A 26,160-nucleotide genomic window follows, 5' to 3' on the forward strand; every position below is an offset into this window, starting at 1 on the left:
CGTGTGCACTTTGTTTTGTGCAAACCGCACGCGAGACCGCGGGTGCAGCGCGCACCCGGTCTTCCCTGCGCCCTCTTGATGAGAGGGCGGGAAGTTACTGGCAAAGCTCGGGCGCAATGCGTCGCGAGAATAATTTTTGTCGTCCCGGCGAAGGCCGGGACCCATACGCCGCGGCCCCCGTTGCTAAAAAAGGAAGATGACGACCAGCGTGCAAAACAATGATCGCTGGTGGTTATGGGACCCAGCCCCCGTGCGCAATTGCGCACTAGGCCGGGACGACGGCTGATAGAGCTTCGGCTCTCGTTCGCCGATCTCATCGTTTCACCGATCCTTCCATCCAACCACATGATCCACCGTGCTTTTCCCAATTCCTCCCACATCGCGGGAAACAAATGCGACGTCGTTGAGATCGAAGGTGGCAGCCGTGATGATCGCGCCAGAGCAACACGGTCAAGCGAGGTGCAAAATGGCGAAGATGCGAGCGATCGATGCCGCGGTACGTATCCTCGAAAAGGAAGGCGTGGTGACCGCCTTCGGCGTGCCGGGAGCGGCGATCAACCCGCTTTACTCCGCGCTGAAGCGGCGCGGTTCGATCAGCCACATCCTGGCGCGCCATGTCGAGGGCGCGTCCCACATGGCCGAGGGCTATACCCGCGCCAAAGCCGGCAATATCGGCGTCTGCATCGGCACGTCAGGTCCGGCCGGCACCGACATGATCACCGGGCTTTATTCGGCGATTGCGGATTCGATCCCGATCCTGTGCATCACCGGGCAGGCGCCGCGCGCGCGGCTGTACAAGGAAGACTTTCAGGCGGTCGATATTGAATCGATCGCAAAGCCTGTGACGAAATGGGCTGTCACGGTGCGCGAGCCCGCGCTGGTACCGCGCGTGTTCAGCCAGGCCTTTCACATCATGCGTTCGGGCCGTCCCGGGCCTGTGCTAATCGACCTGCCGCTCGACGTGCAGCTTGCCGAGATCGAGTTCGACGACGAGACCTACGAGCCGCTGCCGGTCTACAAACCATCAGCGACGCGCAGGCAGATCGAGAAGGCGCTGGCGATGCTCAACGCCGCGGAGCGTCCGCTGATCGTGGCGGGCGGCGGCGTCATCAATGCCGACGCATCCGAATTGCTGGTGGCGTTTGCCGAGGCTGTCAACGTTCCCGTGGTGCCGACGCTGATGGGGTGGGGCGCCATCCCCGATGACCACGTGCTGATGGCGGGCATGGTCGGGCTGCAGACCAGCCACCGTTACGGCAACGCCACCATGCTGCAATCCGACTTCGTGCTCGGGATCGGCAACCGCTGGGCCAACCGCCACACCGGCTCGATCGAGACCTACACCAAGGGCCGCACCTTCGTGCATGTCGACATCGAGCCGACGCAGATCGGCCGTGTCTTCAACCCGGATTTCGGCATCGTCTCCGACGCCAAGGCGGCGCTCGAATTGTTCGTCACCGTGGCCAAGGAGTGGCGCAGGGACGGCAAGCTTCGTGACCGTCAGGCCTGGCCGGCCGCATGCCAGGACCGCAAGCGCACGATGCTGCGCAGGAGCCGCTTTGACGACATCCCGATCAAGCCGCAGCGGGTCTATGAGGAGATGAGCCGGGCGTTCGGGCGCGACACCTGCTATGTCAGCGTGATCGGCCTGTCGCAGATCGCCGGCGCGCAATTCCTCGGCGTCTACGGTCCGCGCAACTGGATCAACGCCGGGCAGGCCGGTCCGCTCGGCTGGACATTGCCCGCGGCGCTCGGCGTGCGCGCCGCCGATCCGACCCGCGAGATCGTGGCGCTGTCGGGCGACTATGACTTCCAGTTCCTGATCGAGGAGCTCGCGGTCGGCGCGCAGTTCAAGCTGCCTTACATCCACGTCGTCGTGAACAATTCCTATCTCGGCCTGATCCGTCAGGCGCAGCGCGGCTTCGAGATGGACTATCAGGTGCAGCTCTCGTTCGAGAACATCAACGCGCCGGAGCTCGGCGTCTACGGTGTCGATCACGTCGCCGTCGCGCAAGGCCTCGGCTGCAAGGCGATTCGCGTCACCGATCCGCACGACGCCCAGGCGGCGTTCGCGACTGCGCGCGAATGGATGGCGGAGCACAAGGTGCCTGTGGTGGTCGAGTTCATCCTCGAGCGCGTCACCAACATCTCCATGGGCACCGAGATCGACAACATCATCGAGTTCGAGGAAGTGCTCGATCTGCCGCTGGACGATGCGCCGGCGAAGTCGAACACATCTGGCACATTGTTGCCGGCTTAAGGGGGATATCGACGATGCCCAAATTTGCCGCCAACCTCACCATGCTGTTCGGCGAACTGCCATTCCCAGATCGCTTTGCGGCCGCCAAGGCCGCCGGCTTCAGCGGCGTCGAATATCTGTTTCCCTATGATTTCGACAAGGCCGAGCTCAGCGAGCAATTGCAGCAGCACGGGCTAACCCAAGTGTTGCATAATCTCCCCGCGGGCAATTGGGCGGCGGGTGAGCGCGGCATCGCGATTTTTCCGGAACGGGTCGAGGAATTCCGCGACGGCGTCACGCGCGCCATCGATTACGCCAGGGCACTGGATTGCCGTCAGCTCAATTGCCTGGTCGGAATCGCACCTGATGGCGCCGATGCGCGCGAGCTCAACGAGGTGCTGGTCGGCAATCTGCGCTTTGCCGCCGACGCGCTGGCCAAGGAACGGATCAGGCTGCTGGTCGAGCCGATCAACACAACAGACATTCCGGGCTTTTTCCTCAACGGCACCGAACAGGCGATCCAGCTCATATCGGACGTGCGATCGAGCAACCTGTTCGTGCAATACGATATCTACCACATGCAGATCATGGAAGGGGACATCGCGCGCAGCCTGCAGAAGCATCTGCCGCGCATCGCCCACGTCCAACTCGCCGACAACCCCGGCCGCAACGAGCCCGGCACCGGTGAAATCAATTATCCGTTCCTGTTCCGGCATCTCGACGCGATCGGCTATCGCGGCTGGGTCGGATGCGAGTATAAACCGAGGACGACGACCGTCGACGGCCTCGGCTGGCACGCGGCCCTGACGCTCGATACCTGATTGGTCAATAACAAGGGAAAATCCAAATGATCGATATCGGCTTTATCGGCCTCGGCACCATGGGACGTCCGATGGCAAAACATCTCCAGACTGCCGGCCATCGCCTGTTCCTGCACGACGTTGCGCCGATCCCGCCCGAGCTTGTCGCTGAGGGTGGGGTGGCCTGCAAATCGGGCAAGGAGGTCGCGGAAAAATCCGACGTCGTCATCATCATGGTGCCGGACACGCCGCATGTCGAAGCGGTGTTGTTCTCCGAGGGCGGCGTCGCGCAGGGGATTTCAAAGGGCCAGATCGTGGTCGACATGAGTTCGATCTCGCCGCTTGCCACGAAAGAATTCGCCAAAAAGATCGAGGCGCTCGGCGCCGATTATCTCGATGCCCCGGTTTCCGGCGGCGAGGTCGGCGCCAAGGCCGCGAGCCTGACCATCATGGTGGGTGGACCCGAGCGCGCGTTCAACACCATGAAGCCGGTGTTCGACAAGATGGGCAAGAACGTCACGCTGGTCGGCGGCAATGGCGACGGCCAGACCACCAAGGTCGCCAACCAGATCATCGTCGCGCTGACGATCGAGGCGGTCGGCGAAGCGCTGTTGTTCGCATCGAAGGCCGGTGCCGATCCGGCCCTGGTGCGGCAGGCGCTGATGGGCGGCTTTGCGTCGTCGCGGATTCTCGAGGTGCATGGCGAGCGCATGATCAAGCGCAATTTCGATCCGGGTTTCCGCATCGAGCTGCATCAGAAGGATCTCAACCTCGCACTCGAAGGCGCGCGCTCGCTCGGCATATCCTTGCCGAACACGGCGATCGCACAGCAGCTGTTCAGTTCCTGCGCGGCGCATGGCGGCAAGGCGTGGGATCATTCCGGCATGGTGAAGGCGCTGGAGATGATGGCTAACCACGAGATTGGAAAGACTTGATCGAACGCGGAACCTGATGCGGAACTTGCTGTTCCATGTGCCCTTTATTGGCGCGCGTGGAACCGGAACATCCGATGCCTCCGATGGTTGAAACGCACCATCAATTCACTGGAGGACATGATGAACAATCGTTTAGCTGTTTCGCTGATTGCCGCTTCGCTGCTGACTTCGGGCGCGGCGTTTGCCCAATCCACCACCGTTCAGGGCGCGCAGGACGGCGCCCGAGCGGGTGGTCAGGTCGGAGGTCCGGTCGGCGAGGTCGTTGGCGGCACCGTGGGTGCGGCCGTAGGCCTTGGCCTGGAAATTCCGAATGCCGTGATCACGTCGATCCAGGCGGAGCGCGGGCCGTCGGTCGTGGTGCGTGAGCGGGTCGTCGTGGGCGAGCCGCTGCCGTCGACCGTCGAATTGCGCACGGTGCCGAGCCACACCGAATATCGCTATGCGATCGTCAATGATCGCCGCGTGATCGTGGAGCCGCGCACGCGCCGGGTCATCAAGATCATCGACTAAGCGCGCAGCTTGCAATTGATCCTCGCGGGGGCAATCCTCCCGCGGGGGTTGTTGCGTTAGGACGCACCGGCGCTCGATCGCTGCGTGCGCTTGACGATCAAATCGAAGGCGGCCGCAGCGGCGAGGCCAACGCAGACTGCAAACGCGTCGACCAGAAAATCCTCCAGCCGCGCGTGTCGCCCCGGCGCCCAGAATTGCAGGATCTCGATCACGCCGGTCAGGCCGACGGCAATGGCCGCCGTGAACAAGCGGTTGCGCGTGTAGGCCAGCCCGAACGCGAGGCCAAGCAACGCGAAGGCGAGCGCATGCTCGCCGTCCTGTCCGAGAACACTGGCGTGCGGCCGGTATCCGGGCGGCCCGAGCGTTGCGAATGCAACGGCTGCGGCAAGACACCAGGCGAAGAGCTTGAGGGCAATTGACATCGCCTCGGCTTAGCATGTTCAGGGCGCGAATATTGCACCTGCGAAAAGCCACAATGCCGTGTGGTTAATGCCCAATTCTAAAGCGGTTCCCGCACGCCCAGCCCGTGCATGAAGCGCTCCCTGATCTGCACGGGATCGCGGCGGGTGGTGCCGACGCCCGGCTTGTCGTCGATCCGCACGCCGATCAGCGTCGGCCCCGCGGCCGACATCGATTGATCGATCAAACGCTCGAAATCCTCTTCGTCGGCGGCCCAGGCGCTGTTGCCGAGGCCGCTGGCGATCGCGATCGCAACGATATCGGCCACAACAGCGCCCGGCGTCGGCTGTGCGCCGGTGATCTGGTAGACGCCGTTGTCCATCACCACCATGGTGAGATTCTTCGGCGCCAGGGTCGCGATCGTCGACAGCGCGCCCAGTTGCATCAACAGCGAGCCGTCGCCCTCGAGCGCGAAGATGCGGCGCTCCGGTTGCGCCAGCGCCACGCCGAGCGCGATTGGAAAGGCGAGGCCCATGCTGCCGAGCATGTAAAAATTCTGCGGCCGGTGGCCGGCGGCCCACAGGTCGAAATTGGTGTTGCCGATACCGCCGACCACGGCTTCCTCGTTCTTCAGCTTGGCGACCAGCCGCGAGGTGAGATCGAAGCGGTTCATGATCTTGGTATTGCGGACAGGGGTGCTGTTCATGACATCGCTCACTTGTCGAAGGTCTTGCCGCCGGTCAAAAGCGGCGAGAGGATCAGCGCCACCGGCGCCTGCGTGGTGATGGACTGCTTGATCGAGCGGTCGCAGATGAACTCGAACTCGTCGAGGCGTGTGCAGGTGTGATGCTCCATCGCGAGCGAATCCAGCACCGGGCGCATGGTGCGGCACACCAGCGACTGGCCGTAGTTGAACTCGCCGAGCGTGCCGCGTTCGGTCACGAACATGATCAGCGGGATCTGGTAGGGCATCGCCAGCGAGGCCAGCACGTTGGCGAGCGTCGCAAAGCCTGACGTCTGCATCAGCACCGCGCCGCGCCGCCCGCCCATCCAGGCGCCGGAGACGATGCCGACAGCTTCTTCCTCGCGCGCGGTCGGAAAGGTCGTGAAAAACGGATCGGCATGCAGGTTCTTGATCAGCGTCGTCAGGATGCGATCGGGCACATAGGGCACCAGGCTGACATCGTTGCGCTTGAGCGATTGCAGCACGATGCCGTGCCAGCTCTTCTCCTGCGAGATCTCGGGCGAGGTTTTTTCCTCCGCAACCGCCATACTGTCTTCTCCCTCGATCTTCCGAAAATTCTCGTTCGCGACGTGGTGCCGTCGCGCAGCTTTTGCTGCGCCGAAACTTGACGCCGCGGACGAGATTGTCAACATGCCTTCATCGTTACCGTGATCTGCAGGCTTGGCGATGGCTTCAACGCGCCGGCATGCGACAATGTGAGATAACGAGAACATCGGGAGGGCTGCCGTGGCAAGTTGGTTCCGGATGGCTGCGGTTGCGGCATTGATGCTCGCTGCGCCGGGCGCCGCATCCGCGCAATCGTTCCCTTCAAAGCCCGTGCGTATTCTCGTGCCCTATCCTGCGGGCGGCGGCGTCGATGTCCTGACGCGCACGCTGGGTGAGGTGGTGTCCAAGCAATGGGGCCAGTCGGTCGTGGTCGAGAACCGCCCGGGCGCCGGCGGCGTCATTGCCTCGCAGGCGGTCGTGACCTCGCCGCCTGACGGCTACACGCTGATCATGGTGGCGAGCGGTCATGCCACCAATCCGTTGCTGTATCCCAAAATTCCCTACGACACCTTCAAGGACTTCACGCCGATTTCGCTACGCGGGTCGTCGCCCAATATCCTGCTGGTGCGCGCGGATTCTCCGTTCAAGGCGGTGGCCGATGTGATCGCGGCGGCGAAGGCAAAGCCGGGCAGTCTTTCATTTGCCCATGCCGGCACCGGCACGTCGACGCATCTGGCTGGCGAACTCCTGAAGAATCTCGCGAAAATCGATCTCAACGCCATTCCGTACAGGGCGGGGCACCCGCGATCAACGATCTGCTCGGCGGGCAAATTCCGATGTCGTTCAACAACGGCCCGGAATCGGTCGCGCAGCTTCAGGCCGGCACGCTTCGTGCGCTCGCCGTCACCACGGCCGATCGCGCGCCGCTCCTGCCCAACGTGCCGAGTATGTCGGAAGCCGTGCCGGGCTATGACACCGGCGTGTGGTGGGGCCTGCTTGGACCGGCCGGCATGCCGCCGGAGATCCTCGCAAAACTCTCACATGATTTCGTCGCAGCCTTGAACACGGAGGCCGTGAAGGAGCGCCTTGGCAAGCTCGGCGCGCAGCCGATCGGCAGCTCACCGCAACAATTCGACGCCAGGATCCGTGCCGATTACGAAAAATGGGAGCCGATCATCAAAGCTTCCGGGATGAAGGCGGAATAACGATGTGGAGCGCCCGATGATTCCAGCCTGCCTGCCGCCTCGTCCTGTCAGTCGTCCCAAGGTGCCGCTGCCGCCTGATGCCTGCGATACCCATGCCCATGTATTCGGCCCATCGGATCGCTTTCCCTATGCGGATGATCGCAGCTACACCCCGCCGGATGCGCCGCTGGAAAAATATCTCGGCATGCTCGACGCGCTCGGCTTTGCGCGCGGCGTGCTGGTGCAGGGCAGTGCGCACGGCCGCGACAATGCGGCGATGCTCGATGCGCTGCGGCGAGGGCCCGGCCGCCTGCGCGGCGTCGCGGTGGCCGACGCCAATGTCTCGCCTGACGAACTGCGCGCGTGGCACGGCGCCGGCGTCCGAGGCCTGCGCTTCAATCACTTCTTTCGTGATGGTCAGTTGCACTATCGCGGCGGCGTGCCGTTGACGGAGGCCGAGAAGCTTGCGCCTGTCATGGCCGAGCTTGGCTGGCACCTGCAGCTCTGGATCGATGTCAAGGATCTGCCGCAGACGATTCCGATCCTCAAAAAACTCGGCCTGCCTGTCGTGATCGATCACATGGGCCGCACCGATGCGCGCGCCGGCACAGGCACCGAAGGTTTCCAGAGCCTGTTGCGTGCGGTCGGCGAGGGCTGGTGCTGGGCGAAATTGTCGGGCGCGCATCGGCTGAGCCAAAACGCGCCTGACTATCCCGAAGCGCGGCCGTTCCACGAGATGCTGGTCAAGATAAATCCGGAGCGCCTGGTCTGGGGCGGCGACTGGCCGCATCCGCGGGTCGAGGGTGAAATGCCGGACGCCGGACACCTTCTCGAATTGTTTCAGATGTGGACGCCTGATAAGGCAACGCAGCAGCGCATCCTCGTCAGCAATCCCGCTACACTCTACGGTTTCCCGAACTGAAAGTTGCACAACAAGATGACCGTCAACAACAAGCGCGTGTTCTACGTCAAATATCTCGCCCACGAGATCTACACCGAGATCCTGAAGGCCAGGGCCGATGTGCGGCTCGACAAGCTGGAAAACGAGAGCCCTGAATCCGTCGCGGCGCCGATTCTGGCCGCGGCGCACGCCTATCAGATCGGGGCGGCGCGCGATGAACTGGCGCCGCATTTCCATGCCCATGCAGATCTTCTGAAGCGGGCGCCGAATTTGCTCATCGTCTCCAGCAACGGCGCGGGCTTTGACCCCGTCGATGTCGATGCCTGCACCGCGGCCGGCGTGCTGGTGGTCAACCAGACCGGCGGCAACGCCAATTCCGTGGCCGAGCACGCGCTTGGCATGCTGCTGACGCTGTCGAAGCGCATCCTCGAATCCGACCGTGCGCTTCGCCGCGAGGCCAATGTCAATCGCAATGCGCTGATCGGCAACGAAGCGCAGGGCAAGACCATCGGCATCGTCGGGATCGGCAATGTCGGCCGCCGCATCGCCGAACTCTGCAAGGGACTGCTGCACATGAAGGTGATCGCCTACGATCCTTATCTCACGGCAGAGGAAATCGCGGCGCGGGGCGCGGAGAAGGTCGAGCTCGACGATCTGATGCGCCGCTCGGACTTCGTTTCGATTTCCTGCCCACTGACAAAAGACAATCGCCGCATGATCGGCGCAAAACAGTTTGCGCTGATGCAGCCGCATGCGTTCTTCATCACCACCGCGCGCGGCTTCATTCACGACGAGGCCGCGTTGTACGATGCGCTGCGCGACAAGCGGATCGCCGGTGCCGGGCTCGACGTCTGGGACAAAGAGCCGCCGCCGCCGGAACACCCTCTGCTGCAGTTCGACAATGTGCTGGCCAGCCCGCATACGGCAGGTGTCACCAGGGAAGCCCGCGTCAACATGGGCAGGATCGCCGCCGAACAGATCCTCGACGCGCTCGACGGCAAGCGGCCGCCGCGCATCGTCAATCCCGAGGTCTGGCCGGCCTATGCCAAGCGCTTTGAGCGGACGTTCGGGTTTGCGCCGAAATAGGCGCTACAGGAAAACGAACCGGAAGGCGGATCCCTTCGATACCACGCGGCCGGCGGTCGGTGCCGGAAAGTGCGCCGCAAGAAGGATGCTCGGCGTGTCCGCGAGCCGCTCGAGCAGTTTGATACGGGTGGTCCGCGCGGCCTCCCTATCGAAATCCGCCGCGTTCGACAGCCAGGGCGCCGCGCACTGGATCGGATGATGGATGATGTCGCCGGACATGACCGCATGATCATGCCTGCCGTTCAAATGTATCTGCATATTGCCGATCGTATGGCCCGGGGCGGGCTCAAAGTGCATCATCGCGTTTCGATCGTCGAACAGCAGATGGTCGGTTTCCACGAATTCCGCCTGTCCGGCGGCAACCACCGGCAACACCGAATCTGCGAACGATCCGTGATTGACCGGATTGTTGGGTGTGGCGGCGTGCGCCTGCTCCCAATGGCGATACTCGGTGCGGCCCATCAGGTACCGCGCGTTCGGGAAGGTCGGGACCCAGCGCCCGTCGATGAGCCGCGTGTTCCAGCCGACGTGATCGACATGCAGATGGGTGCACATCACGAAGTCGACGTCTTCGGGACGAACGCCGAGTGCTTGCAGTTTTTCAAGATAAGGCTGGTTGAGCTGGTTCCATACCGGGACGCGCGGCCGCGGCTTGTGATTGCCGCAGCAGGTGTCGACCAGGGCGGTCCATCGCTCGGTGCGGACCACATAGGAGTGGTGGCTGAGGATCATCCGCCCGGTGCCGGGCTCGATGTATCGCTCGTCCAGCCAGTCGCTGTTAGCCGCGATCACCTCGTCATCAACGTTGGCGAACAACCAGTCCCTTTCAAACGGCAGACTGGCAATCTCGACCAGCCGGTCGATCCGCATGCTGCCAATTTTCAGTGTCTCCATGCTGGGCCTGTCAGTTCTGCAGCAAATCGCCGAACGGCACCCAGCGTGTTCCGTCGTAGCGGATCAGCCGCATGCTCGTCATCGGCGTATAGCGTTCCGGCGAATTATTCACCGCGGTGCCGTTGATCAGCATCGGCAGGCGAACGTCTTTCAGGTTGGTCGCCTGCTTCATCACATTGGCGCGGGTCAGATCGTTACCGGCGGCCTTGAGCGTCGTTACCAATGTCTGGGCGATGGTGTAGCCATACACGTTCAGCCAGTCGCTCTTGTTGGCGTCCGGCAGATATTTCTCCATGAAGGCCAGCCATTCCTTGTAGCCAGGGTCGTCCTTCAGGCCGGGATCGGTGCTGTCTTTCAGATACTGGCTGGAGACGACGCCGACCGAATTCTCGCGCCCCGCCGGTTCGAGCACGCCGCTGATGGAGGCAGATACGTTTGAAATAATCGTGGTCGGCTTCCATCCGATCTCGGCGATCTTCCGGATCGCTTGCGCGGCGAATTTCGGTGTGGCCGCCACCAGCACGACATCGGCGCCGCTGCTCTTCAAGAGCAGTATCTGGGTATCGATGGTGGGGGAGGTGGTTTCATAGGGGGCCTTGGAGACGATCTGATCGCTGCCGCCGAGACCTTCCTCCAGCGCCTTCAGATAGTCTTTTCCTAGATCGTCGTTTTGATAGAGAACGCCGATCTTTGCCCTCGGGTGGCTGTCCCTGATGTATTTGGAATAGGCGAGAGCCTCGTCGCGATAGGTCGGCTGCCAGCCGACCGTCCACGGGAAACTCTTCGGATCGTCCCACTTCGCGGCGCCGGAGCCGAGGAAGAGTTGCGGCACCTTCTTGTCGTTGAGATATTTGTGCACGGCGTTGTTGGTCGGCGTTCCGACGCCGCCGAAGATCAGCAGCACCTCATCGCTTTCGACCAGGCGGCGGGTCTGTTCGACGGTCTTTGGGGGACTGTAGGCGTCGTCCGCGATGATCATCTGGATCCGGCGCCCGTTGACGCCGCCTTCGTCATTGATCTTGCGAAAATAGGCTTCGGCGGATTTCGCGATCTGCGCGAAGGCGGAAACCGGCCCGCTGAGGGGGGCCGTGGTGCCGATCTTGATCGTCTTGTCGTCAGCGCCCGTGTCGTATTTCGCGGCGCCTTGCGCCTGCGCGGGGATGGCCGCCAGCACCGATAGGGCGATGCCGAGGGCGTGAAGTCGGGATCCAGGAAAACGGCGCACTTTGTAACTCCTCCCAGTTTTCCCGCCTCTTCGGGCGGGCTTTCCGGTCGTTCGGGCGTACGAACGATCGTTCGTTTGGTTGACTATCGAACGATCGTTCGTTAGTCAATGTGCATGATTTCCTCTGCTTCCAGTGCGGCCGAAACGGTCGCGACCTCCACCCGCGAGCGCATTCTTGCCGAAGCGCTCAGCCTGTTTGCCGAGAGCGGGTATGGCGGCGCCTCGATGCGCGAACTGGCGCGCCGGGTCGGTGTCCGCGAAAGCAGCCTTTACAACCACTTCCCGGGCAAGGCGGCGATCCTGGAAGCGATCGTCAGCGAGCACGGGCCGGCGAGTTCGGCGAGCCGCCTCGAGCAGCCGCGCTATCGCCAGTTGCGCGACCAGCCCGCGGCGTTTTGCCGGCAGTTTGCCCTCGACCTCGTCGACCAATGGTCGGACCCGCGCGAGCATCAATTCCAGAAGGTCATCACGGCGGAACGAAACCGTGTCCCGGGCATTCGCGCGAAATTCGCCGATCAGTTCTATGCGCGCGAGCAGCGCCTGATGACGGACTATTTCCGCGGTTTCACGCTGGCCGGTCTCGTCAAGACACCGGATCCGCGCGAGACGGCGCGGCTGTTCGCGGCCGGCCTGATCTACATCCGCCTCGAGCACTATGTGATGGGCGCGCAGTCGTCACCGCGCGACAAGGTGATGGAAGCCATCGAGCGGTTTCTCGGTTTCTTCTTCTCGTTGATCGCCATCAGCGACGTCGCAGACCCAACAAATACAAAAAAACGAAAAGCTAAGGGAGAAGTGCGTGGCAAGGTTATCCCTGATTGATCCGGACGCGACGATCGGAGACATCCGCGCATCCTTTGACCGGATGGCGGTCAAGCCGAGCATCTTTCAAATAATGGCGCACGCCGAAGCCGGCGTGATCCCGGCGATGCGGGTCGGCAATGGCTCGGCGCGCCAACACGGGTCGAGGTAAAGATGACAGAGAAAATGCGCTATGTCCGCCAGCTTAGCGCGGCGTCCGAAGGTCAGGCTCCGGGCCGCGGCCGGCTTCGCGGCCGCAGGATCCTGGTCGTCGGCGGCGGTCAGCGGACGTTCGACGCCGCGACCGATCCGGTTGGAAACGGCCGGGCCATGTCGATGTTGTTTGCCCGGGAAGGCGCCCATGTCGCGGTCGCCGACCTGCACCGCGCCAGCGCCGATGACACCGTAAAGCGCATTGCGGGCGAGGGCGGTCTCGCCTTTTCGATCAAGGCGGATATCGCGCGCGAAGCCGATGTGAACAGGATGATCGACGAGGCGGTTGATGGTCTCGGCGGGCTCGACGGCATGGTGCTCAACGTCGGCATCGGCGTCGGGGCGCTGGGGCTCGACGGTGTCGATCTCAAGGAGTGGAATGACACGTTCGCGGTCAACTTGACCGGTCCGATGCTTTGCTGCCGCAAGGCGCTGAAGCATATCGCCGATGGGGCGTCGATCGTGTTCATCTCGTCGATCGCCGGGCTTCGCTCCGGCTCACGGCTGATTGCCTATGACACCTCGAAAGCAGCGCTTGGCGGCTTGATGCGCAACGTCGCCAAGGAAGGCGCGCGCCGCGGCATCCGCGCCAACATCATCTGCCCCGGACTGGTCGATACGCCGCTTGGACGCCACACCAGCGCCGGCCGGCCGTCGCGCAGTGCGTCCGGCGCGCCGTTCGGGCGGATGGCGACGGGGTGGGAGATCGCCTACGCGGCGCTGTTCTTCATGTCGGACGAGAGCGTTTACGTCAACGCGCAGACGCTGGCGGTCGACAGCGGCATCACCGGGCTATGAGCACGGTGAGGCAACGGGTCAAGCAGTAACCGGCACCGCATCGTGTCGGAAAGAAAAGTAAAATCAGGGGAGTGAGCGTATGTTGGGTAAGTCGTTGTGCCCGGCCGTCGTTGCCGGAATTGTCAGTGCCGTCGTCTGGACGGGAACCGCATTCGCGCAGAAGAAATACGATCCCGGCGCATCCGACACCGAGATCAAGATCGGCCAGACCATGCCGTACAGCGGGCCGGCTTCATCCTATTCCACGATCGGCCTGGTGATGAAGGCCTATTTCGACAAGATCAATGCGGAGGGCGGCGTCAACGGCCGGAAGATCACGCTGCTGTCGCAGGACGACGGGTTTGTTTCGTCGAAGACGGTGGAAGCCACCCGCAAGCTGGTCGAGCAGGATGATGTTCTGTTCATCGCCGGCTCGCTCGGCACGGCGCCGAACGCCGCGGTTCAGAAATACCTGAACATCAAGAAGGTGCCGCAGCTTTTCGTTGCGACCGGCGCGACGCGGTGGGGCGATCCCGAACATTTTCCGTGGACCATGGGATGGCAGCCCAGCTACCAGATCGAAGGCGCCATTCTCGGCCGTTACACGGCTGCCAAATATCCGACGGCAAAAATCGGTGTGCTGTATCAGAACGACGATTCCGGAAAGGATTACATCAAGGGTTTCAAGGCGGGCCTCGGTGACGCCGCCAAGCTGATTGTGGCCGAGACGTCGTATGAATTGTCGGATCCTACGGTCGACTCGCAAGTCATCACGTTGAAGACTGCCGGCGCCGACGTGTTTTTCCTGCACGCGAATCCGAGATTCGTCGCCCAGGCGATCCGCCGGACGTTTGAGCTGACCTGGAAGCCCGCGATCATCCTGCCGAGCGTTGGCGCGTCGGTCGGCGCGGCGCTGGCTCCGGCCGGTCTGGAGAAATCGATCGGCGCCGTGACGGCGGCCTATATGAAGGATCCCACCGACAAGGTGTGGGAAAGCGACAAGGGCTTTCAGGACTGGCTCGCCTTCATGAAGCGATGGTATCCGCGCGGGAGCCTGATCGACGGCAGCAATGTCTATGGCTACTCCATGGCCCAGACCATCGTCCAAGTCCTCAGGCAATGCGGCGACGTGCTGACGCGCGAGAACGTCATGCAGCAGGCGGCTTCCATGAAGGATCTGGAGCTTCCGATGCTGCTGCCGGGCATCAACCTCAGCACCAGTGCCAAGGATTTTTTCCCCATCAAGCAGATGCGGCTGGCGCGCTTTGACGGCACGTCCTGGATCGTGATGCCGAAGTAGGGCGAGGCGGCCTGGAACCCGTCCTCTCCGGGGCGGGTTCAGTGCCGAAAGTGCGGCTCAAATCTGCGGAGAAAATTTCCCCCGCGGCGGGCGCGATCATGGCAATAATTCCACTGCCAAAGGGCGCCCGGACGACGCGCGCATTGCTATTTTCGTAGGCATCTCGACTAGTTAGCCCGTTACGACCATTTTCCGTAGTGCGCCCCGTTTCTGGGAACAACCGTTCCGCCGGGCGCCATGGAAGATGAGATGCGACAGGTAGGTACATTTCTGCGCAACGCGCCGTCCCGGATCGGACGTCGCCTGGCCCAGATCGTCGCGATCGCCGCTGCCAGCCTGCCGGCTGCCGGGGCTTAAGGCCGCTTACGTCAATCTTGAAAGTTGAAAGCTTTTCGTCGCGCGAACTCTGCGGTTCGCGGATACCGGGCTTGTCGCGCCATGTCTGGCGCAAATACTCTCGCGCAGCGTCAGAGCTTTGCCATCGTCGCCCGCGGCGCATTGCGCGCGGGCTCCGCGAAATCGCGCGAACAAATTTAGTCGTTGGCTTCCGGCGGAAGAAAATTCACTTCATGCTCGGCCGAGATGCGCACGATTTCGGCGACGTCGCTCAGATTGTGTAGCTGGTTGAAAAGTGCTTCCAGCTTCTGGGTCGGTGAAACCCAGAACAGCGCCCGCGCCGGCTTGTCCGACTTGTTGAAATAACCGTGCGGGATTCCGCGCGGCAGCCGGACCAGATCGCCGGCCTTGGCCTGCACCCAGACGCCATCGAGTTTCAGGTCGAGTATGCCATCCTGTACCAGGATGAACTCGTCCTGCGTGGGGTGGATGTGCACCGGCACGAACTGGCCGGGATCACTGTTGGTCTCGAACGCAAAGGTCGAATCCGTCACGGCCTCGGGGAAATACACCTGGCCGAGGATGTTCCAGGTTTTGCCGGAATAACCGGTGCCGTTCTGTGTGATGCCTTTTTCGAGCGCCGCCATGTTATTGATCCCTCTTTGGCTGTCGCGACGACGCTACCCCCGGCCGGCCGTCTGTCAAGCGGATGTGGCAGGGCTAGGAATGCTTCCGTAACTTGCTTCCTTGCAAAAGCTTGAAGTTTAAAATAAATGTCGGAGGTCAGTTCCGGGAGGCCGACCGATGTCCAAACCGTTGCATTCCCAGCATGCGCTCGTCACCGGCGGCGGGCGAGGCATTGGCCGCGCGGTCGCCGCAGCACTGTCCGAAGCCGGCGCTGTCGTCACCGTGCTCGGCCGTAATCGGACGACGCTGGATGAAGCCGTTGCGTCAGGAGCCGCGCAGTTCGCGGTTGCTGCCGATGTCGCCGATGCTGCTTCCGTGAAATCAGCCGTTGCCGAGGCCGCGGCACGGCAGCCGATCGATATCCTGGTCGCCAACGCGGGCGCGGCGGAATCCGCGCCGTTCGGCCGTTCCGATGCGGCGCTGTTCCAGCGCATGATGGACGTCAATTTCATGGGCGTGGTCCACGCCACGCAGGCCGTGTTGCCCGGCATGCTGGAGCGCCGCCGGGGGCGGGTGGTCGCGATCGCTTCGACCGCCGGCCTGAAGGGCTACGCCTATGTCAGCGCCTACAGCGCTGCAAAACACGCGGTGATTGGTCTGGTCCGTTCGCTGGCGCTGGAAACGGCCAAGAGCGGCGTCACCGTCAATGCGGTATGTCCCGGATTCACCGAGACCGATCTGCTCGAAGGCTCGATCGACAACATCATCAAGAAGACCGGGCGCAGCCGCGAGCAGGCGGTCGCCGAGCTCTCGAAGCACAATCCGCAGGGCCGCCTCGTTGCGCCGTCGGAAGTCGCCGATGCCGTGCTGTGGTTGTGCGGCGCGGGCGCCGGCGCCATTACCGGACAGGCGGTCGCGGTCGCCGGCGGCGAAGTTTGAAATTGAAACCGTCATTGCGAGCGAAGCGAAGCAATCCATCTCGCCGCAAAAAGAAAGAATGGATTGCTTCGCTGCGCTCGCAATGACGAATAGCAAGACAAGGGAGATCCCATGAGCAGACCCGCCAACCCCGTCACGCTGCCGCTATCAGAATATTCGCCGAAGCATTTCTTGCTCGCCGTTGACGGCAAGATCGCCACCGTGACGCTGAACCGTCCGGAGCGGAAAAATCCGCTGACCTTCGACAGCTACCGCGAACTGACGGATTTCTTCCGCGCCTGCGCGATGGATGATGAAGTCAAGACCATCGTGGTGTCAGGCGCTGGCGGGAACTTCTCTTCGGGCGGCGACGTCTTCGAGATCATCGGTCCGCTGGTGCAGATGGACACCAAGGGCCTCACCGCCTTCACGCGGATGACCGGCGATCTCGTGAAGGCGATGCGCGCTTGCCCGCAACCCATCATCGCCGCTGTCGACGGCATCTGCGCCGGTGCCGGCGCGATCATCGCGATGGCCTCGGATATGCGCCTGGCAGCGCCCGGCGCCAAGGTCGCCTTCCTCTTCAACAAGGTCGGGCTCTCCGGCTGCGACATGGGCGCCTGTGCGATCCTGCCGCGTATCATCGGCCAGTCGCGGGCGTCGGAACTGCTCTACACCGGCCGCTTCATGACCGCGGAGGAGGGCGAACGCTGGGGTTTCTTCAGCCGGATCGTGGCCGCCGACCAGGTGCTGGCGCAGGCGCAAGCGCTGGCGAAACAGGTATCCGACGGGCCGACCTACGCCAACACCATGACCAAGCGGATGCTGGCGATGGAATGGGCGATGTCGGTGGAGGAGGCGATCGAGGCGGAAGCCGTCGCCCAGGCGCTGTGCATGACCACGGAGGATTTTGCCCGGGCGTTCGAGGCGTTTTCCAACAAGCGGTCACCGGTGTTCCAGGGGAATTGAGCAACCGAGTAGCCCGGTGAGAGCGGAGTGGCCCGGGGGTGATCGTGCGGCTTGAATCCCGGATGTCGCTCCGCTCATCCGGGCTACAGGTAGGGACTTGCGGGAAAATTGCTTTAGGTTTAAAGTAATTTCCGGATGGCCCGTTAGCTTGCTTCGGAGGCGCTGATGAAGGTGGCGATAATCGGCGGGGGACCGGCGGGTCTCTATGCCGCGATCCTTTTGAAGAAGCAGCGGCCGCAGGCCGAGATCACGGTGTACGAGCGCAACCGCGCCGACGACACGTTCGGCTTCGGCGTGGTGTTCTCCGACGCGACGCTGGACAACTTCGAAAAGTACGACCCGCCGAGCTACCGTCGCATCACCCAGGAATTCGCCTATTGGGACGATATCGCGGTGCATTTCCGCGGCACCGTGCACCGGGTGGGCGGCAACGGCTTTTGCGGCTGTTCGCGCCGCATGCTGCTGCTGATCCTGCAGGAACGCGCCCGCGAACTCGGCGTCACGCTGCTGTTCGAAACCGATGTCGACGACGAGACCCGTTTTGCCGATGCCGATCTGATCGTGCTCGCCGACGGCATCAACAGCCGTTTTCGCGACAAACATATCGGGCATTTCCGCCCCGAGATCGATCTGCGCTCCAACAAGTTCACCTGGATGGGCTCGACCCGGCCGCTCGATGCCTTCACCTTCATCTTCCAGGAGACGGAGTGGGGTCCGTTCATCGCCCACGCCTACCAATATGAAGCCGGCCGCTCGACCTGGATATTCGAGACCGATGCCGAGACCTTCGCGCGCGCCGGCCTGGAAGGCCTGAGCGAGCAGCAATCCGCCGATCGCATGGCGGAAATCTTCGGATGGTTCCTCGGCGAGCACAAGCTGCTGATCAACCGTTCGATGTGGCGCAATTTTCCGATGATCCGCAGCGAGCGCTGGGTCAAGGACAACATGGTGCTGCTTGGCGACGCCAAGGCGACCGCGCATTTCTCGATCGGCTCCGGCACCAAGCTCGCGATGGAGGACGCCATCGCGCTCGCAGAGGCGATGGCGCAGGCGCCGACGGTGGATGCGGCCTTGCAGACCTACGAGCAGGGGCGGCGCGAGGAGGTCGAGAAGACCCAGCACGCCGCCGACGTGTCGCTGGTCTGGTTCGAGCATGTCGACCGGTTCTGGGATTTCGATCCCGTGCAGTTCGCGTTCGGCGTCATGACCCGCGCCAAGGCGATCACCTACGATAACCTCACGCTGCGTGCGCCTGATTTCGTCAGCGAGGTCGACAAGGCGTTTGCGAAGACCGTCCGCGCCAAAGGGTTTGACGTCGACATCGAAAAACCTGTCGCGCCGATGTTCCAGCCGTTCAAACTGCGCGAGATGGTGGTGGCCAACCGCGCGGTGGTGTCGCCGATGTGCATGTATTCGGCCGAGGAGGGCGTGCCCGGCGATTTCCATCTGGTGCATTACGGCTCGCGCGCGATCGGCGGCGCAGGTCTGATCTTCACCGAAATGACCTGCGTCGGCCGCGACGCCCGGATCACGCCGGGTTGCACCGGACTGTGGAACGACACGCAGCAGGCCGCATGGACGCGGATCGTGGATTTCGTCCACGCCAATTCGGCCGCCAAGATCTGCCTGCAGCTCGGCCATGCCGGGCGCAAGGGCGCCACCAAGCTGATGTGGGATGGCATGGACCGGCCGCTGGAGCAGGGCGGCTGGGACACGCTGTCGGCATCGCCGATCCCCTATTTCCCGGACAGCCAGGTGCCGCGCGAGATGGACCGATCAGCGATGGATCGCGTCAAGGCCGAATTCGTGGCCTCCGCGCAGCGCGGCGACGCCTGCGGCTTCGACATGCTGGAGCTGCACTGCGCCCACGGTTATCTGCTCGCAAGTTTCATCTCGCCGCTGACCAACACCCGGACGGATGAATATGGCGGCACGCTCGAGAACCGGTTGCGTTATCCGCTCGAAATATTCGAGGCGATGCGCGCGGCGTGGCCGGCGCACAAGCCGATGTCGGTGCGCATCTCCGCCACCGACTGGGCCGAAGGCGGCGTCACCGGCGACGATGCGGTGGCGATTGCCCGCGCGTTCGGCGAGGCCGGCGTCGATCTCGTGGACGTCTCCACCGGACAGACCGTGCGCGACGCGCAGCCGATTTACGGCCGCATGTTCCAGACGCCGTTCTCCGAACAGGTCCGCAACGAGGCAAGGGTTGCGACCATGTGCGTCGGGAACATCACGACGTCAGATCAGGTCAATACGATCTTGGCCGCCGGCCGCGCCGACTTGGTGGCGCTGGGCCGTCCGCATCTGGTTGATCCTTCCTTCACCATGCGGGCGGCGGCCTGGTATGGCGCCTCCGATATCGCCTGTCCGCCGCAATATCTTCCCGGAAAAGAGCAGATTTTCCGCAACTCTGTCCGCGACCGGCAGGATTTCGACGACCTCAAAATTAAGGGTAAGCCGAAAACCCGCGCCGAGCTCAAGGCCGAGGCGACAAAGCCGCTTGCGGCCGAATAGGCTGGATGGCACCCTCTATCTCTCCCTCGCCCCGCTCTTGCGGGGAGAGGGGAAGACAGTTGAGTGGAGTTTGAGCGGATGAAGGCGATCATCGTCGGAGGCGGCATCGGAGGCCTCACCACCGCGCTGATGCTGCGCGCCCGCGGCATCGACTGCGAATTGTTCGAACAGGCCGACAGCATTCGCGAGCTCGGCGTCGGCATCAACACGCTGCCGCATGCGATCCGCGAACTCGCAGGCCTTGGCCTGTTGGACCGGCTGGATGCGGCCGCTGTTCGTACCGATGATTTGTATTATCTGAACCGTCACGGCCAGGAAGTCTGGCGCGAACCGCGCGGCCTCGGCGCCGGTCACGACGTTCCGCAATTCTCGGTTCATCGCGGCCGCCTGCAGAGCGTCATCCATCGCGCCGTCGAGGAGCGGCTCGGCAAGGAGGCGATCCACACCGGCTGCCGGCTTGGCGCATTCGCGCAGCACGAAGGCGGCGTGATCGCGCATTTCTTCGACCGCACAGGCGCGCATATCAAGACCGCACGCGGCGATGTCCTGATCGGGGCCGATGGCATCCATTCGCGCGTGCGCGAAATGCTGTTTCCGGACGAGGGGCCGCCATGCTGGAACGGGTTGATGCTGTGGCGCGGCGCGCGCGACTGGCCGATGTTCCTGACCGGCAGTTCGATGATCGTGGCCGGTGGGCTCAATGCCAAGGTTGTGGTCTATCCGATCGCGGAGGGATCGAGCCCCGCCAGCCGGCTGACCAACTGGGCCGTGATGGTCAGGGTTGGCGAAGGCAATGCGCCGCCGCCGCGCCGCGAGGACTGGTCGCGGCAAGGCAAGCGCGAGGAATTGATGCCGCATGTGGCACGCTTCTCGGTGCCGCATGTCGACGTCCGCAACCTGATCTCGGCGACGCCGGAATTTTATGAATACCCCTGCTGCGATCGCGATCCCCTGCCATACTGGACATGGGGACGGGTCACGCTGCTCGGCGACGCCGCGCATCCGATGTATCCGGTCGGATCCAACGGCGCCTCGCAGGCGATCCTCGATGCGCGGGCGCTTGCGGATTCGCTGGCCCATGCCGAGCATCCGCGCCAGGCGCTGCTGGCCTACGAGCAGAAGCGGCTGCCGATGACGGCGGAGATCGTGCGCGCGAACCGCCGCGGCGGTCCCGAGGGCGTCATCGACGCGGTCGAGCAACTGGCGCCGGACGGTTTTACTGATATCGAGAAGGTGCTGAGCTACGGCCAGCGCGAAGCCATCGTACGCGGCTATGCGTCAAAGGCCGGTTTTGCCGCGCCGTCATTGGCGGCCGTGCGGTAGGGCCAGCGTAAGCGCGACACGCTAAACTGTCATCGCCCGCGAAAGCGGGCGATCCAGTATTCCAGAGACGTCAGTGGTTGAATCGTGAAGCCGCGGCGTACTGGATGCCCCGCTGGAGCCTGTCATCGGGCGGCCATTCGGCCGACCCGGTGGCGGGGCATGACAACCTCACGCTCCCGGGGGCGGCGGCAGGAAGTGGATGTTGTGCTCGGCCGCCAGCGCCACGACGGCGTCGGGCGTCTGCTCTTTCATGTTGTGGATGCCCCAGAACAGGTCATAGAGCCGCCGCGTCGGCGAGACCCAGAACAGCACCTTCGAGGTCCGGCCCGACTTGTTGAAGATGCCGTGCGGCTTGCCCATCGGCAGGCGCACCAGATCGCCCGGCGAGGCCTGCGTCTCGGCACCGTCGAGGAAGAAGTCGAGCTTGCCTTCCAGGATGTATAGATATTCGTCCTGATCGGGGTGGATGTGCGGCGGCACGAAGGTGTCGGGCGGGAAGGTCGCGTGCCATGAGAAGGAATGCTCGGTGACGCTTTTCGGCACATAGGTTTGGCCAAGGATGCTCCAGGAGATTCCCTGGATGCCTTCATTGGCGCGCGTGATGCCGGCGATTTCAGTTTTCATTGTGTTGTTTCCTCCCAGATTTTCTTGCCAGCGTTTTCTTCGCCCGGTTATTTGCCGGATGCGCAATCCTTGGCGTAGCGGTCGCCGTAATTCGAAAAGACCTTTTCGACGATCTCGGTCTGGAACTTGCCGTCCGGGCGTTTTGCCACCTTGGTCAGGTAGAAATTCTGGATCGGATAGCCGTTGACGTTGAACTTGAAGTCGCCGCGCAGCGAGGTGAAGTCGGCCTTCTTCAGCGCCGCCGACACCGCGTCCTTGTTGGCGAGATCGCCCTTCACCGCCTTGACGGCACTGTCGATCAGCATCGCCGCATCATAGGCCTGGAAGGCATAGGTGCCGGGCACGATGTTGTAGGCCGCTTCATAGCCGGCCACGAATTTCTTGTTCTGCGGATTGTCGAGATTGGGCGCCCAGTTGGAACCGCCGAACATGCCGACGGCGGCGTCCTGCTGTGCCGGCAGCGTCGATTCATCGACGGTGAAGGCGGACAGCACGGGAATGCGATCGGCAAGGCCGGCCTGCCGGTATTGCTTGACAAGGCCGACACCGAGGCCACCCGGCATGAAGGTGAACAGCGCGTCGGGCTTCGAGGAGGAGATCTTGGTCAGCTCAACCTGGAAATCGGAGGTGTTCAGCGGCAAGTAGCTTTCCTCGACGATCTCGCCCTTGTAGTCGATCTTGAATCCGGCGGCGGAATCCTTGCCGGCCTGATAGTTCGGCACCAGCACATAGACACGCTTGTAGCCGCGATCCTGGGCAACCTTGCCGAGGACCTGATGGACCTGATCGTTCTGGTAGGAGGTGACGTAGAAAAACGGGCTGCACTCCTTGCCGGCATAGGTCGACGGACCCGCGTTAGGGCTGATCAGGAACGTCTTGTTTTCTGTGACCGGCCTGTGGATGGCCTGGAGGATGTTGGAGAAGATTGGGCCTACGACGAAATCGACCTTTTCGCGTTCCAGGAGGCCCTTGACCTTGGTCACAGCGCCGTCCGGCTTGAGTTCGTCGTCGACCACGACGAGTTCGACGTCCTTGCCTGCCATCTTGCCACCGAGATCCTTGACCGCGAGCGCAAAGCCGTCGCGGACCTGCTGGCCGAGCGCCGCCGGAGGGCCGGACAACGTCACGATGACGCCGATCTTGATCTTCTCCTGCGCCGCGACTTGTCCTGCGGCGGCACTCAGCAAGACCGCAAGCAAGGCTAACTTAGGTCCCGCCAATTTCAACGGCTGCATCATCATTAACTCCTTCATTCGGCCATCGCCGAAACCAACCCACCAAATCCTAAGATCCAGCTTATTCTGAGGATGACTTCGGCCGCAAGCAACAAGCCCGCAAATAAGAATCCATGTAAGAAAGCCATGCAAGCTGCGCGCCAAATGCTTGAACCCTAAAGAAATCTGGACCATGATAGCAAGCTGCGGTCCTGCTCGATTCCCCGCACGCGCAAATCAGACAAGTTGGCGTCATGATGCTTGATTCAGAGACCAAGGCTGTCGAGCTCCCCGAGGATCACGGGGATGAAATCAGGCTGTGGCTCCGCCTTCTGACCTGTACCACCCTGATCGAGGGCGAGGTTCGCAGCCGGCTGCGCGAACGCTTCGATGTGACGCTGCCGCGCTTCGACCTGATGGCCCAGCTCGACAAGGTGCCCGACGGCATGACGCTATCAGACGTTTCGAAGCGGATGATGGTGTCGAACGGCAACGTCACCGGACTGGTCGAACGCCTCGTCGAATCCGGCCATCTCGACCGGCGCACCTCGGATGCCGACCGCCGCGTCCAGGTGATCCGCCTGACCAAGGCCGGCCGTGTCGAGTTCCGCAAGATGGCTGCCGAGCATGAGTTGTGGATCGCCGACATCTTCGGGGATTTGACACCGAAGGATGTCCGCGAACTGATGCGGCTCCTGGCCAAGACCAAAGCATCGGCGCAGAAATCCGCGAAGGCGCGGACGGCGTAGGCGCAGCCTCGACCTGCCGGCGCGCCGGCTTCCAAAAAAGAGTGGAACGGCCCTGATCTGGGCCCTTGCGCCAAATTACTTTAAGTATAAAATGATTGCCAATGGAGCACTGCCGGACGGTCTTCACAAGCCTTTCATCCCGAACGCGAGGGCGATGGAAATGTCAGGTAGAAATTTAGAACTTGGCCCATCGGGTCACGTCGATGATTTTGCGCGGCGCAACCTGCCGCCGCCGGAGCAATGGCCGGAACTGGTTCTCGACCGGCCGGAATTTCAATACCCCGAATATCTCAACGCCGCGGTCGAGCTGACCGACCGGATCGTAGAGAAGGGCTTCGGTGACCGCACGGCGCTGATCGGCAATGGCCGCCAGCGGACCTACAAGGAACTCGCCGATTGGTCGAACCGCCTGGCGCATGCGCTGGTGGAGAATTACGGCGTCAAGCCCGGCAACCGCGTGCTGATCCGCTCCGGCAACAATCCCGCGCTGGTGGCGGCATGGCTCGCGGCGACCAAAGCGGGCGCCGTTGTCGTCAACACCATGCCGATGCTGCGTGCCGGCGAGTTGTCCAAAATCGTCGACAAGGCTGAGATCGCGCTGGCGCTGACCGACAGCCGCATCGCCGACGAACTGGTTGCCTGCGCCAAGACCAGCAAGTTTCTCAAGCAGGTGGTGAATTTCGACGGTACGTCGAACCATGACGCCGAGCTCGACCGGGTGGCGCTCAACAAGCCGGTCCGCTTCGACGCCGTCAAGACCGGACGGGATGATGTTGCGCTGCTGGGATTTACCTCGGGCACCACGGGCGAGCCGAAGGCGACGATGCATTTCCATCGCGATCTCCTGATCGTGGCCGATGGCTATGCGCGCGAAGTCCTCAACGTCACCGAAGACGACGTGTTCGTCGGCTCGCCGCCGCTGGCCTTTACGTTCGGCCTCGGCGGCCTTGCGATCTTTCCGCTGCGGTTCGGCGCGACGGCGACTTTGCTGGAAAACGCTTCACCTCCCGAGATGGTCAAGATCATCGAGACCTACAAGGCCACGATCTGCTTTACCTCGCCGACGGCATATCGCGCGATGATGGCCGCGATGGACAAGGGTGCGGATCTGTCGTCGTTGCGGCTGGCGGTGTCGGCCGGCGAGACCTTGCCTGCGCCGGTGTTCGACAGCTGGACCCGCAAGACCGGAAAGCCAATTCTCGACGGCATAGGCAGCACCGAATTGCTGCATATCTTCATCACCAACCGGGTTGGAGAGGCCGTCGCGGGAACGACCGGGCTCCCGGTCTCAGGTTACGAGGCCAAGATCGTTGACGATGACATGAACGAGTTGCCGGCGGGCACGGTCGGCAAGCTCGCGGTTCGCGGCCCGACCGGATGCCGCTATCTCGCGGATAGCAGGCAATCGAATTACGTCCGCGACGGCTGGAACCTGACCGGCGATTCCTTCGTCCGCGACGAGACGGGACGCTTGTCGTTCGTGGCGCGGTCGGACGATATGATCGTCTCCTCCGGCTACAACATCGCGGGCCCCGAGATCGAGGCCGCACTGCTGACGCATCCGGCGGTCGCCGAGTGCGGCGTCGTCGGCGCGCCCGACGAGGCGCGCGGCATGATCGTCAAGGCTTACATCGTGGTCGCCTCCGGCATCGACGCCGATGCGGCGCTGGTGACCGCGTTGCAGGAGCACGTCAAGCGCGAGATCGCGCCCTACAAATATCCGCGCGCGATCGAATTCGTCGCGCAACTGCCCAAGACCGAGACCGGCAAGTTGCGGCGGTTCGCCTTGCGGCAGATGGCGCAGACCGGTTCGGCCTCGGCCGGCATGGCTGCGGAATGAAGCGCATAGCGTTTTCGAGCGAAGTGGGTACCGGTTCGCGTAAAGAAAACGCGTCAAACGACAATTTGGAAGTGATGGAGAGATTTTTGTGAGCACGCAAAAAGGGCCCACGCTGGCGGTGTTGCCGGTGGCGAAGGATGAGGTGCCGGCTTCGGGCTTGCAGATCCTGCAGCCGAGCGGCTGGCCGGTGCCGAGAGGTTACGCCAACGGCATGGCCGCCGACGGCCGGCTGGTGGTGACCGGCGGCGTGATCGGCTGGGACGCCAGCAACGTTCTGGCCGACGGCTTCATCGCGCAGGTGCGCCAGACGCTGGAGAACATAGCCGCGATCCTCGCCGAGGGCGGCGCGAAGCCTGAACACCTCGTGCGGCTGACCTGGTACGTCGTCGACATCGAGGAATATCTGGCGAACCTGAAAGCGCTCGGAAAAGTGTATCGCGAAATTTTTGGCGCGCATTACCCGGCGATGGCGCTGGTACAGGTGGTGCGGCTTGTCGAGAAAGCCGCACGGGTCGAAATCGAGGCGACGGCCGTGGTGCCGCGCTAGC

General features: G+C 62.9%; 25 protein-coding genes and 1 pseudogene. 18 read left to right on the forward strand and 8 right to left on the reverse strand.

Going from position 1 to position 26,160, the window contains the following annotated elements; all coding sequences use genetic code 11:
- Positions 1 to 466: 466 nt before the first annotated feature.
- The 4 genes from gcl (at position 467) to JQ597_RS29880 (ending at position 4,484) form a co-directional block, all read left to right on the forward strand.
- Complete coding sequence (gene gcl / locus JQ597_RS29865) at positions 467 to 2,260, forward strand: glyoxylate carboligase (protein ID WP_212269064.1); 1,794 nt, start codon at positions 467 to 469, stop codon at positions 2,258 to 2,260.
- A gap of 14 nt (positions 2,261 to 2,274) precedes the next feature.
- A complete protein-coding gene (hyi, locus tag JQ597_RS29870; protein ID WP_212269065.1) occupies positions 2,275 to 3,060 on the forward strand; it encodes a hydroxypyruvate isomerase in 786 nt (261 codons plus the stop codon).
- Positions 3,061 to 3,086: 26 nt separating this feature from the next.
- Positions 3,087 to 3,974: a 2-hydroxy-3-oxopropionate reductase gene (locus JQ597_RS29875; RefSeq protein ID WP_212269066.1), complete on the forward strand. Its 888-nt coding sequence runs from the start codon at positions 3,087 to 3,089 to the stop codon at positions 3,972 to 3,974.
- A gap of 120 nt (positions 3,975 to 4,094) precedes the next feature.
- On the forward strand, positions 4,095 to 4,484 hold the full coding sequence (locus JQ597_RS29880; RefSeq protein WP_212269067.1) for a DUF1236 domain-containing protein: 390 nt from the start codon (positions 4,095 to 4,097) through the stop codon (positions 4,482 to 4,484).
- 56 nt (positions 4,485 to 4,540) lie between these two features.
- Here the strand turns inward: JQ597_RS29880 and JQ597_RS29885 are convergent, their stop codons facing one another.
- From JQ597_RS29885 to JQ597_RS29895, 3 genes are all read right to left on the reverse strand, one after another.
- Positions 4,541 to 4,906, reverse strand: coding sequence for a VanZ family protein (locus tag JQ597_RS29885; RefSeq protein WP_212269068.1), 366 nt, complete (start codon positions 4,904 to 4,906; stop codon positions 4,541 to 4,543).
- A 77-nt stretch (positions 4,907 to 4,983) separates the two neighbouring features.
- Positions 4,984 to 5,589: a thiamine pyrophosphate-dependent enzyme gene (locus tag JQ597_RS29890; RefSeq protein WP_212269069.1), complete on the reverse strand. Its 606-nt coding sequence runs from the start codon at positions 5,587 to 5,589 to the stop codon at positions 4,984 to 4,986.
- Between the two features lie 8 nt (positions 5,590 to 5,597).
- Positions 5,598 to 6,155 (reverse strand): thiamine pyrophosphate-binding protein, encoded by a 558-nt coding sequence (locus JQ597_RS29895; protein WP_212269070.1) that lies wholly within the window; start codon positions 6,153 to 6,155, stop codon positions 5,598 to 5,600.
- A 238-nt stretch (positions 6,156 to 6,393) separates the two neighbouring features.
- Here JQ597_RS29895 and JQ597_RS29900 point away from each other — a divergent pair.
- The 3 genes and pseudogenes from JQ597_RS29900 (at position 6,394) to JQ597_RS29910 (ending at position 9,285) form a co-directional block, all read left to right on the forward strand.
- A pseudogene (locus tag JQ597_RS29900) lies at positions 6,394 to 7,319 on the forward strand (Bug family tripartite tricarboxylate transporter substrate binding protein).
- Positions 7,320 to 7,335: 16 nt separating this feature from the next.
- On the forward strand, positions 7,336 to 8,220 hold the full coding sequence (locus tag JQ597_RS29905) for an amidohydrolase family protein (protein WP_212269071.1): 885 nt from the start codon (positions 7,336 to 7,338) through the stop codon (positions 8,218 to 8,220).
- A 15-nt stretch (positions 8,221 to 8,235) separates the two neighbouring features.
- Positions 8,236 to 9,285, forward strand: coding sequence for a hydroxyacid dehydrogenase (locus JQ597_RS29910; RefSeq protein ID WP_212269072.1), 1,050 nt, complete (start codon positions 8,236 to 8,238; stop codon positions 9,283 to 9,285).
- Positions 9,286 to 9,288: 3 nt separating this feature from the next.
- Here JQ597_RS29910 and JQ597_RS29915 read toward each other — a convergent pair whose 3' ends face one another.
- Both JQ597_RS29915 and JQ597_RS29920 read right to left on the reverse strand, forming a co-directional pair.
- Entirely contained in the window at positions 9,289 to 10,179 is an 891-nt protein-coding gene (locus JQ597_RS29915) for an MBL fold metallo-hydrolase (protein WP_212269073.1), read from the reverse strand.
- A 10-nt stretch (positions 10,180 to 10,189) separates the two neighbouring features.
- The gene (locus JQ597_RS29920) at positions 10,190 to 11,404 is read right to left on the reverse strand and encodes an ABC transporter substrate-binding protein (protein ID WP_212269074.1); all 1,215 of its coding nucleotides are present in this window, start codon (positions 11,402 to 11,404) and stop codon (positions 10,190 to 10,192) included.
- Positions 11,405 to 11,518: 114 nt separating this feature from the next.
- On the opposite strand from JQ597_RS29920, the gene JQ597_RS29925 reads away from it, so the two are divergent.
- From JQ597_RS29925 to JQ597_RS29940, 4 genes are all read left to right on the forward strand, one after another.
- The gene (locus JQ597_RS29925) at positions 11,519 to 12,226 is read left to right on the forward strand and encodes a TetR/AcrR family transcriptional regulator (RefSeq protein ID WP_212269075.1); all 708 of its coding nucleotides are present in this window, start codon (positions 11,519 to 11,521) and stop codon (positions 12,224 to 12,226) included.
- On the forward strand, positions 12,204 to 12,377 hold the full coding sequence (locus tag JQ597_RS29930) for a hypothetical protein (protein WP_409410655.1): 174 nt from the start codon (positions 12,204 to 12,206) through the stop codon (positions 12,375 to 12,377). Before JQ597_RS29925 ends, JQ597_RS29930 begins: the two co-directional genes overlap by 23 nt.
- Positions 12,378 to 12,379: 2 nt before the next feature.
- Entirely contained in the window at positions 12,380 to 13,216 is an 837-nt protein-coding gene (locus tag JQ597_RS29935) for an SDR family NAD(P)-dependent oxidoreductase (RefSeq protein WP_212269076.1), read from the forward strand.
- A 79-nt stretch (positions 13,217 to 13,295) separates the two neighbouring features.
- Positions 13,296 to 14,495: an ABC transporter substrate-binding protein gene (locus JQ597_RS29940; protein ID WP_212269077.1), complete on the forward strand. Its 1,200-nt coding sequence runs from the start codon at positions 13,296 to 13,298 to the stop codon at positions 14,493 to 14,495.
- A gap of 533 nt (positions 14,496 to 15,028) precedes the next feature.
- Here JQ597_RS29940 and JQ597_RS29945 read toward each other — a convergent pair.
- Positions 15,029 to 15,478 carry a cupin domain-containing protein gene (locus JQ597_RS29945; protein ID WP_212269078.1) on the reverse strand — a complete coding sequence of 150 codons (450 nt, stop codon included), beginning with the start codon at positions 15,476 to 15,478 and terminating at the stop codon, positions 15,029 to 15,031.
- 157 nt (positions 15,479 to 15,635) lie between these two features.
- Between JQ597_RS29945 and JQ597_RS29950 the strand changes: the two genes are divergently transcribed.
- The 4 genes from JQ597_RS29950 to JQ597_RS29965 all read left to right on the forward strand — a co-directional run bounded on the left by JQ597_RS29950 (position 15,636) and on the right by JQ597_RS29965 (position 21,185).
- The gene (locus JQ597_RS29950) at positions 15,636 to 16,397 is read left to right on the forward strand and encodes an SDR family NAD(P)-dependent oxidoreductase (RefSeq protein WP_212269079.1); all 762 of its coding nucleotides are present in this window, start codon (positions 15,636 to 15,638) and stop codon (positions 16,395 to 16,397) included.
- A 111-nt stretch (positions 16,398 to 16,508) separates the two neighbouring features.
- Positions 16,509 to 17,345 (forward strand): enoyl-CoA hydratase family protein, encoded by an 837-nt coding sequence (locus tag JQ597_RS29955; protein ID WP_212269080.1) that lies wholly within the window; start codon positions 16,509 to 16,511, stop codon positions 17,343 to 17,345.
- Between the two features lie 165 nt (positions 17,346 to 17,510).
- Complete coding sequence (locus JQ597_RS29960; RefSeq protein ID WP_212269081.1) at positions 17,511 to 19,862, forward strand: bifunctional salicylyl-CoA 5-hydroxylase/oxidoreductase; 2,352 nt, start codon at positions 17,511 to 17,513, stop codon at positions 19,860 to 19,862.
- A 78-nt stretch (positions 19,863 to 19,940) separates the two neighbouring features.
- Positions 19,941 to 21,185 carry a flavin-dependent oxidoreductase gene (locus JQ597_RS29965; protein WP_212269082.1) on the forward strand — a complete coding sequence of 415 codons (1,245 nt, stop codon included), beginning with the start codon at positions 19,941 to 19,943 and terminating at the stop codon, positions 21,183 to 21,185.
- A gap of 168 nt (positions 21,186 to 21,353) precedes the next feature.
- Here JQ597_RS29965 and JQ597_RS29970 read toward each other — a convergent pair whose 3' ends face one another.
- Both JQ597_RS29970 and JQ597_RS29975 read right to left on the reverse strand, forming a co-directional pair.
- Positions 21,354 to 21,809, reverse strand: coding sequence for a cupin domain-containing protein (locus JQ597_RS29970; protein ID WP_212269083.1), 456 nt, complete (start codon positions 21,807 to 21,809; stop codon positions 21,354 to 21,356).
- Positions 21,810 to 21,856: 47 nt separating this feature from the next.
- Entirely contained in the window at positions 21,857 to 23,047 is a 1,191-nt protein-coding gene (locus tag JQ597_RS29975) for an ABC transporter substrate-binding protein (protein WP_249148318.1), read from the reverse strand.
- A gap of 230 nt (positions 23,048 to 23,277) precedes the next feature.
- Between JQ597_RS29975 and JQ597_RS29980 the strand changes: the two genes are divergently transcribed.
- From JQ597_RS29980 to JQ597_RS29990, 3 genes are all read left to right on the forward strand, one after another.
- Entirely contained in the window at positions 23,278 to 23,772 is a 495-nt protein-coding gene (locus tag JQ597_RS29980) for a MarR family winged helix-turn-helix transcriptional regulator (RefSeq protein ID WP_192734383.1), read from the forward strand.
- Positions 23,773 to 23,932: 160 nt separating this feature from the next.
- Complete coding sequence (locus JQ597_RS29985; protein ID WP_212269084.1) at positions 23,933 to 25,612, forward strand: benzoate-CoA ligase family protein; 1,680 nt, start codon at positions 23,933 to 23,935, stop codon at positions 25,610 to 25,612.
- 88 nt (positions 25,613 to 25,700) lie between these two features.
- Complete coding sequence (locus tag JQ597_RS29990; RefSeq protein ID WP_212269085.1) at positions 25,701 to 26,159, forward strand: RidA family protein; 459 nt, start codon at positions 25,701 to 25,703, stop codon at positions 26,157 to 26,159.
- The last annotated feature ends 1 nt before the right edge of the window (position 26,160 follow it).

Source organism: Bradyrhizobium sp. AUGA SZCCT0177 (genome assembly GCF_018130125.1).
GTDB lineage: Bacteria > Pseudomonadota > Alphaproteobacteria > Rhizobiales > Xanthobacteraceae > Bradyrhizobium.

Excerpts from the sequence above, each read along its gene's own strand:
- gcl (WP_212269064.1), top strand. The coding sequence starts at position 467 with ATGGCGAAGATGCGAGCGATCGATGCCGCGGTACGTATCCTCGAAAAG.
- hyi (WP_212269065.1), top strand. The coding sequence starts at position 2,275 with ATGCCCAAATTTGCCGCCAACCTCACCATGCTGTTCGGCGAACTGCCA.
- JQ597_RS29875 (WP_212269066.1), top strand. The coding sequence starts at position 3,087 with ATGATCGATATCGGCTTTATCGGCCTCGGCACCATGGGACGTCCGATG.
- JQ597_RS29880 (WP_212269067.1), top strand. The coding sequence starts at position 4,095 with ATGAACAATCGTTTAGCTGTTTCGCTGATTGCCGCTTCGCTGCTGACT.
- JQ597_RS29885 (WP_212269068.1), bottom strand. The coding sequence starts at position 4,906 with ATGTCAATTGCCCTCAAGCTCTTCGCCTGGTGTCTTGCCGCAGCCGTT.
- JQ597_RS29890 (WP_212269069.1), bottom strand. The coding sequence starts at position 5,589 with ATGAACAGCACCCCTGTCCGCAATACCAAGATCATGAACCGCTTCGAT.
- JQ597_RS29895 (WP_212269070.1), bottom strand. The coding sequence starts at position 6,155 with ATGGCGGTTGCGGAGGAAAAAACCTCGCCCGAGATCTCGCAGGAGAAG.
- JQ597_RS29905 (WP_212269071.1), top strand. The coding sequence starts at position 7,336 with ATGATTCCAGCCTGCCTGCCGCCTCGTCCTGTCAGTCGTCCCAAGGTG.
- JQ597_RS29910 (WP_212269072.1), top strand. The coding sequence starts at position 8,236 with ATGACCGTCAACAACAAGCGCGTGTTCTACGTCAAATATCTCGCCCAC.
- JQ597_RS29915 (WP_212269073.1), bottom strand. The coding sequence starts at position 10,179 with ATGGAGACACTGAAAATTGGCAGCATGCGGATCGACCGGCTGGTCGAG.
- JQ597_RS29925 (WP_212269075.1), top strand. The coding sequence starts at position 11,519 with ATGATTTCCTCTGCTTCCAGTGCGGCCGAAACGGTCGCGACCTCCACC.
- JQ597_RS29935 (WP_212269076.1), top strand. The coding sequence starts at position 12,380 with ATGACAGAGAAAATGCGCTATGTCCGCCAGCTTAGCGCGGCGTCCGAA.
- JQ597_RS29940 (WP_212269077.1), top strand. The coding sequence starts at position 13,296 with ATGTTGGGTAAGTCGTTGTGCCCGGCCGTCGTTGCCGGAATTGTCAGT.
- JQ597_RS29945 (WP_212269078.1), bottom strand. The coding sequence starts at position 15,478 with ATGGCGGCGCTCGAAAAAGGCATCACACAGAACGGCACCGGTTATTCC.
- JQ597_RS29950 (WP_212269079.1), top strand. The coding sequence starts at position 15,636 with ATGTCCAAACCGTTGCATTCCCAGCATGCGCTCGTCACCGGCGGCGGG.
- JQ597_RS29955 (WP_212269080.1), top strand. The coding sequence starts at position 16,509 with ATGAGCAGACCCGCCAACCCCGTCACGCTGCCGCTATCAGAATATTCG.
- JQ597_RS29960 (WP_212269081.1), top strand. The coding sequence starts at position 17,511 with ATGAAGGTGGCGATAATCGGCGGGGGACCGGCGGGTCTCTATGCCGCG.
- JQ597_RS29965 (WP_212269082.1), top strand. The coding sequence starts at position 19,941 with ATGAAGGCGATCATCGTCGGAGGCGGCATCGGAGGCCTCACCACCGCG.
- JQ597_RS29970 (WP_212269083.1), bottom strand. The coding sequence starts at position 21,809 with ATGAAAACTGAAATCGCCGGCATCACGCGCGCCAATGAAGGCATCCAG.
- JQ597_RS29975 (WP_249148318.1), bottom strand. The coding sequence starts at position 23,047 with ATGATGCAGCCGTTGAAATTGGCGGGACCTAAGTTAGCCTTGCTTGCG.
- JQ597_RS29980 (WP_192734383.1), top strand. The coding sequence starts at position 23,278 with ATGATGCTTGATTCAGAGACCAAGGCTGTCGAGCTCCCCGAGGATCAC.
- JQ597_RS29985 (WP_212269084.1), top strand. The coding sequence starts at position 23,933 with ATGTCAGGTAGAAATTTAGAACTTGGCCCATCGGGTCACGTCGATGAT.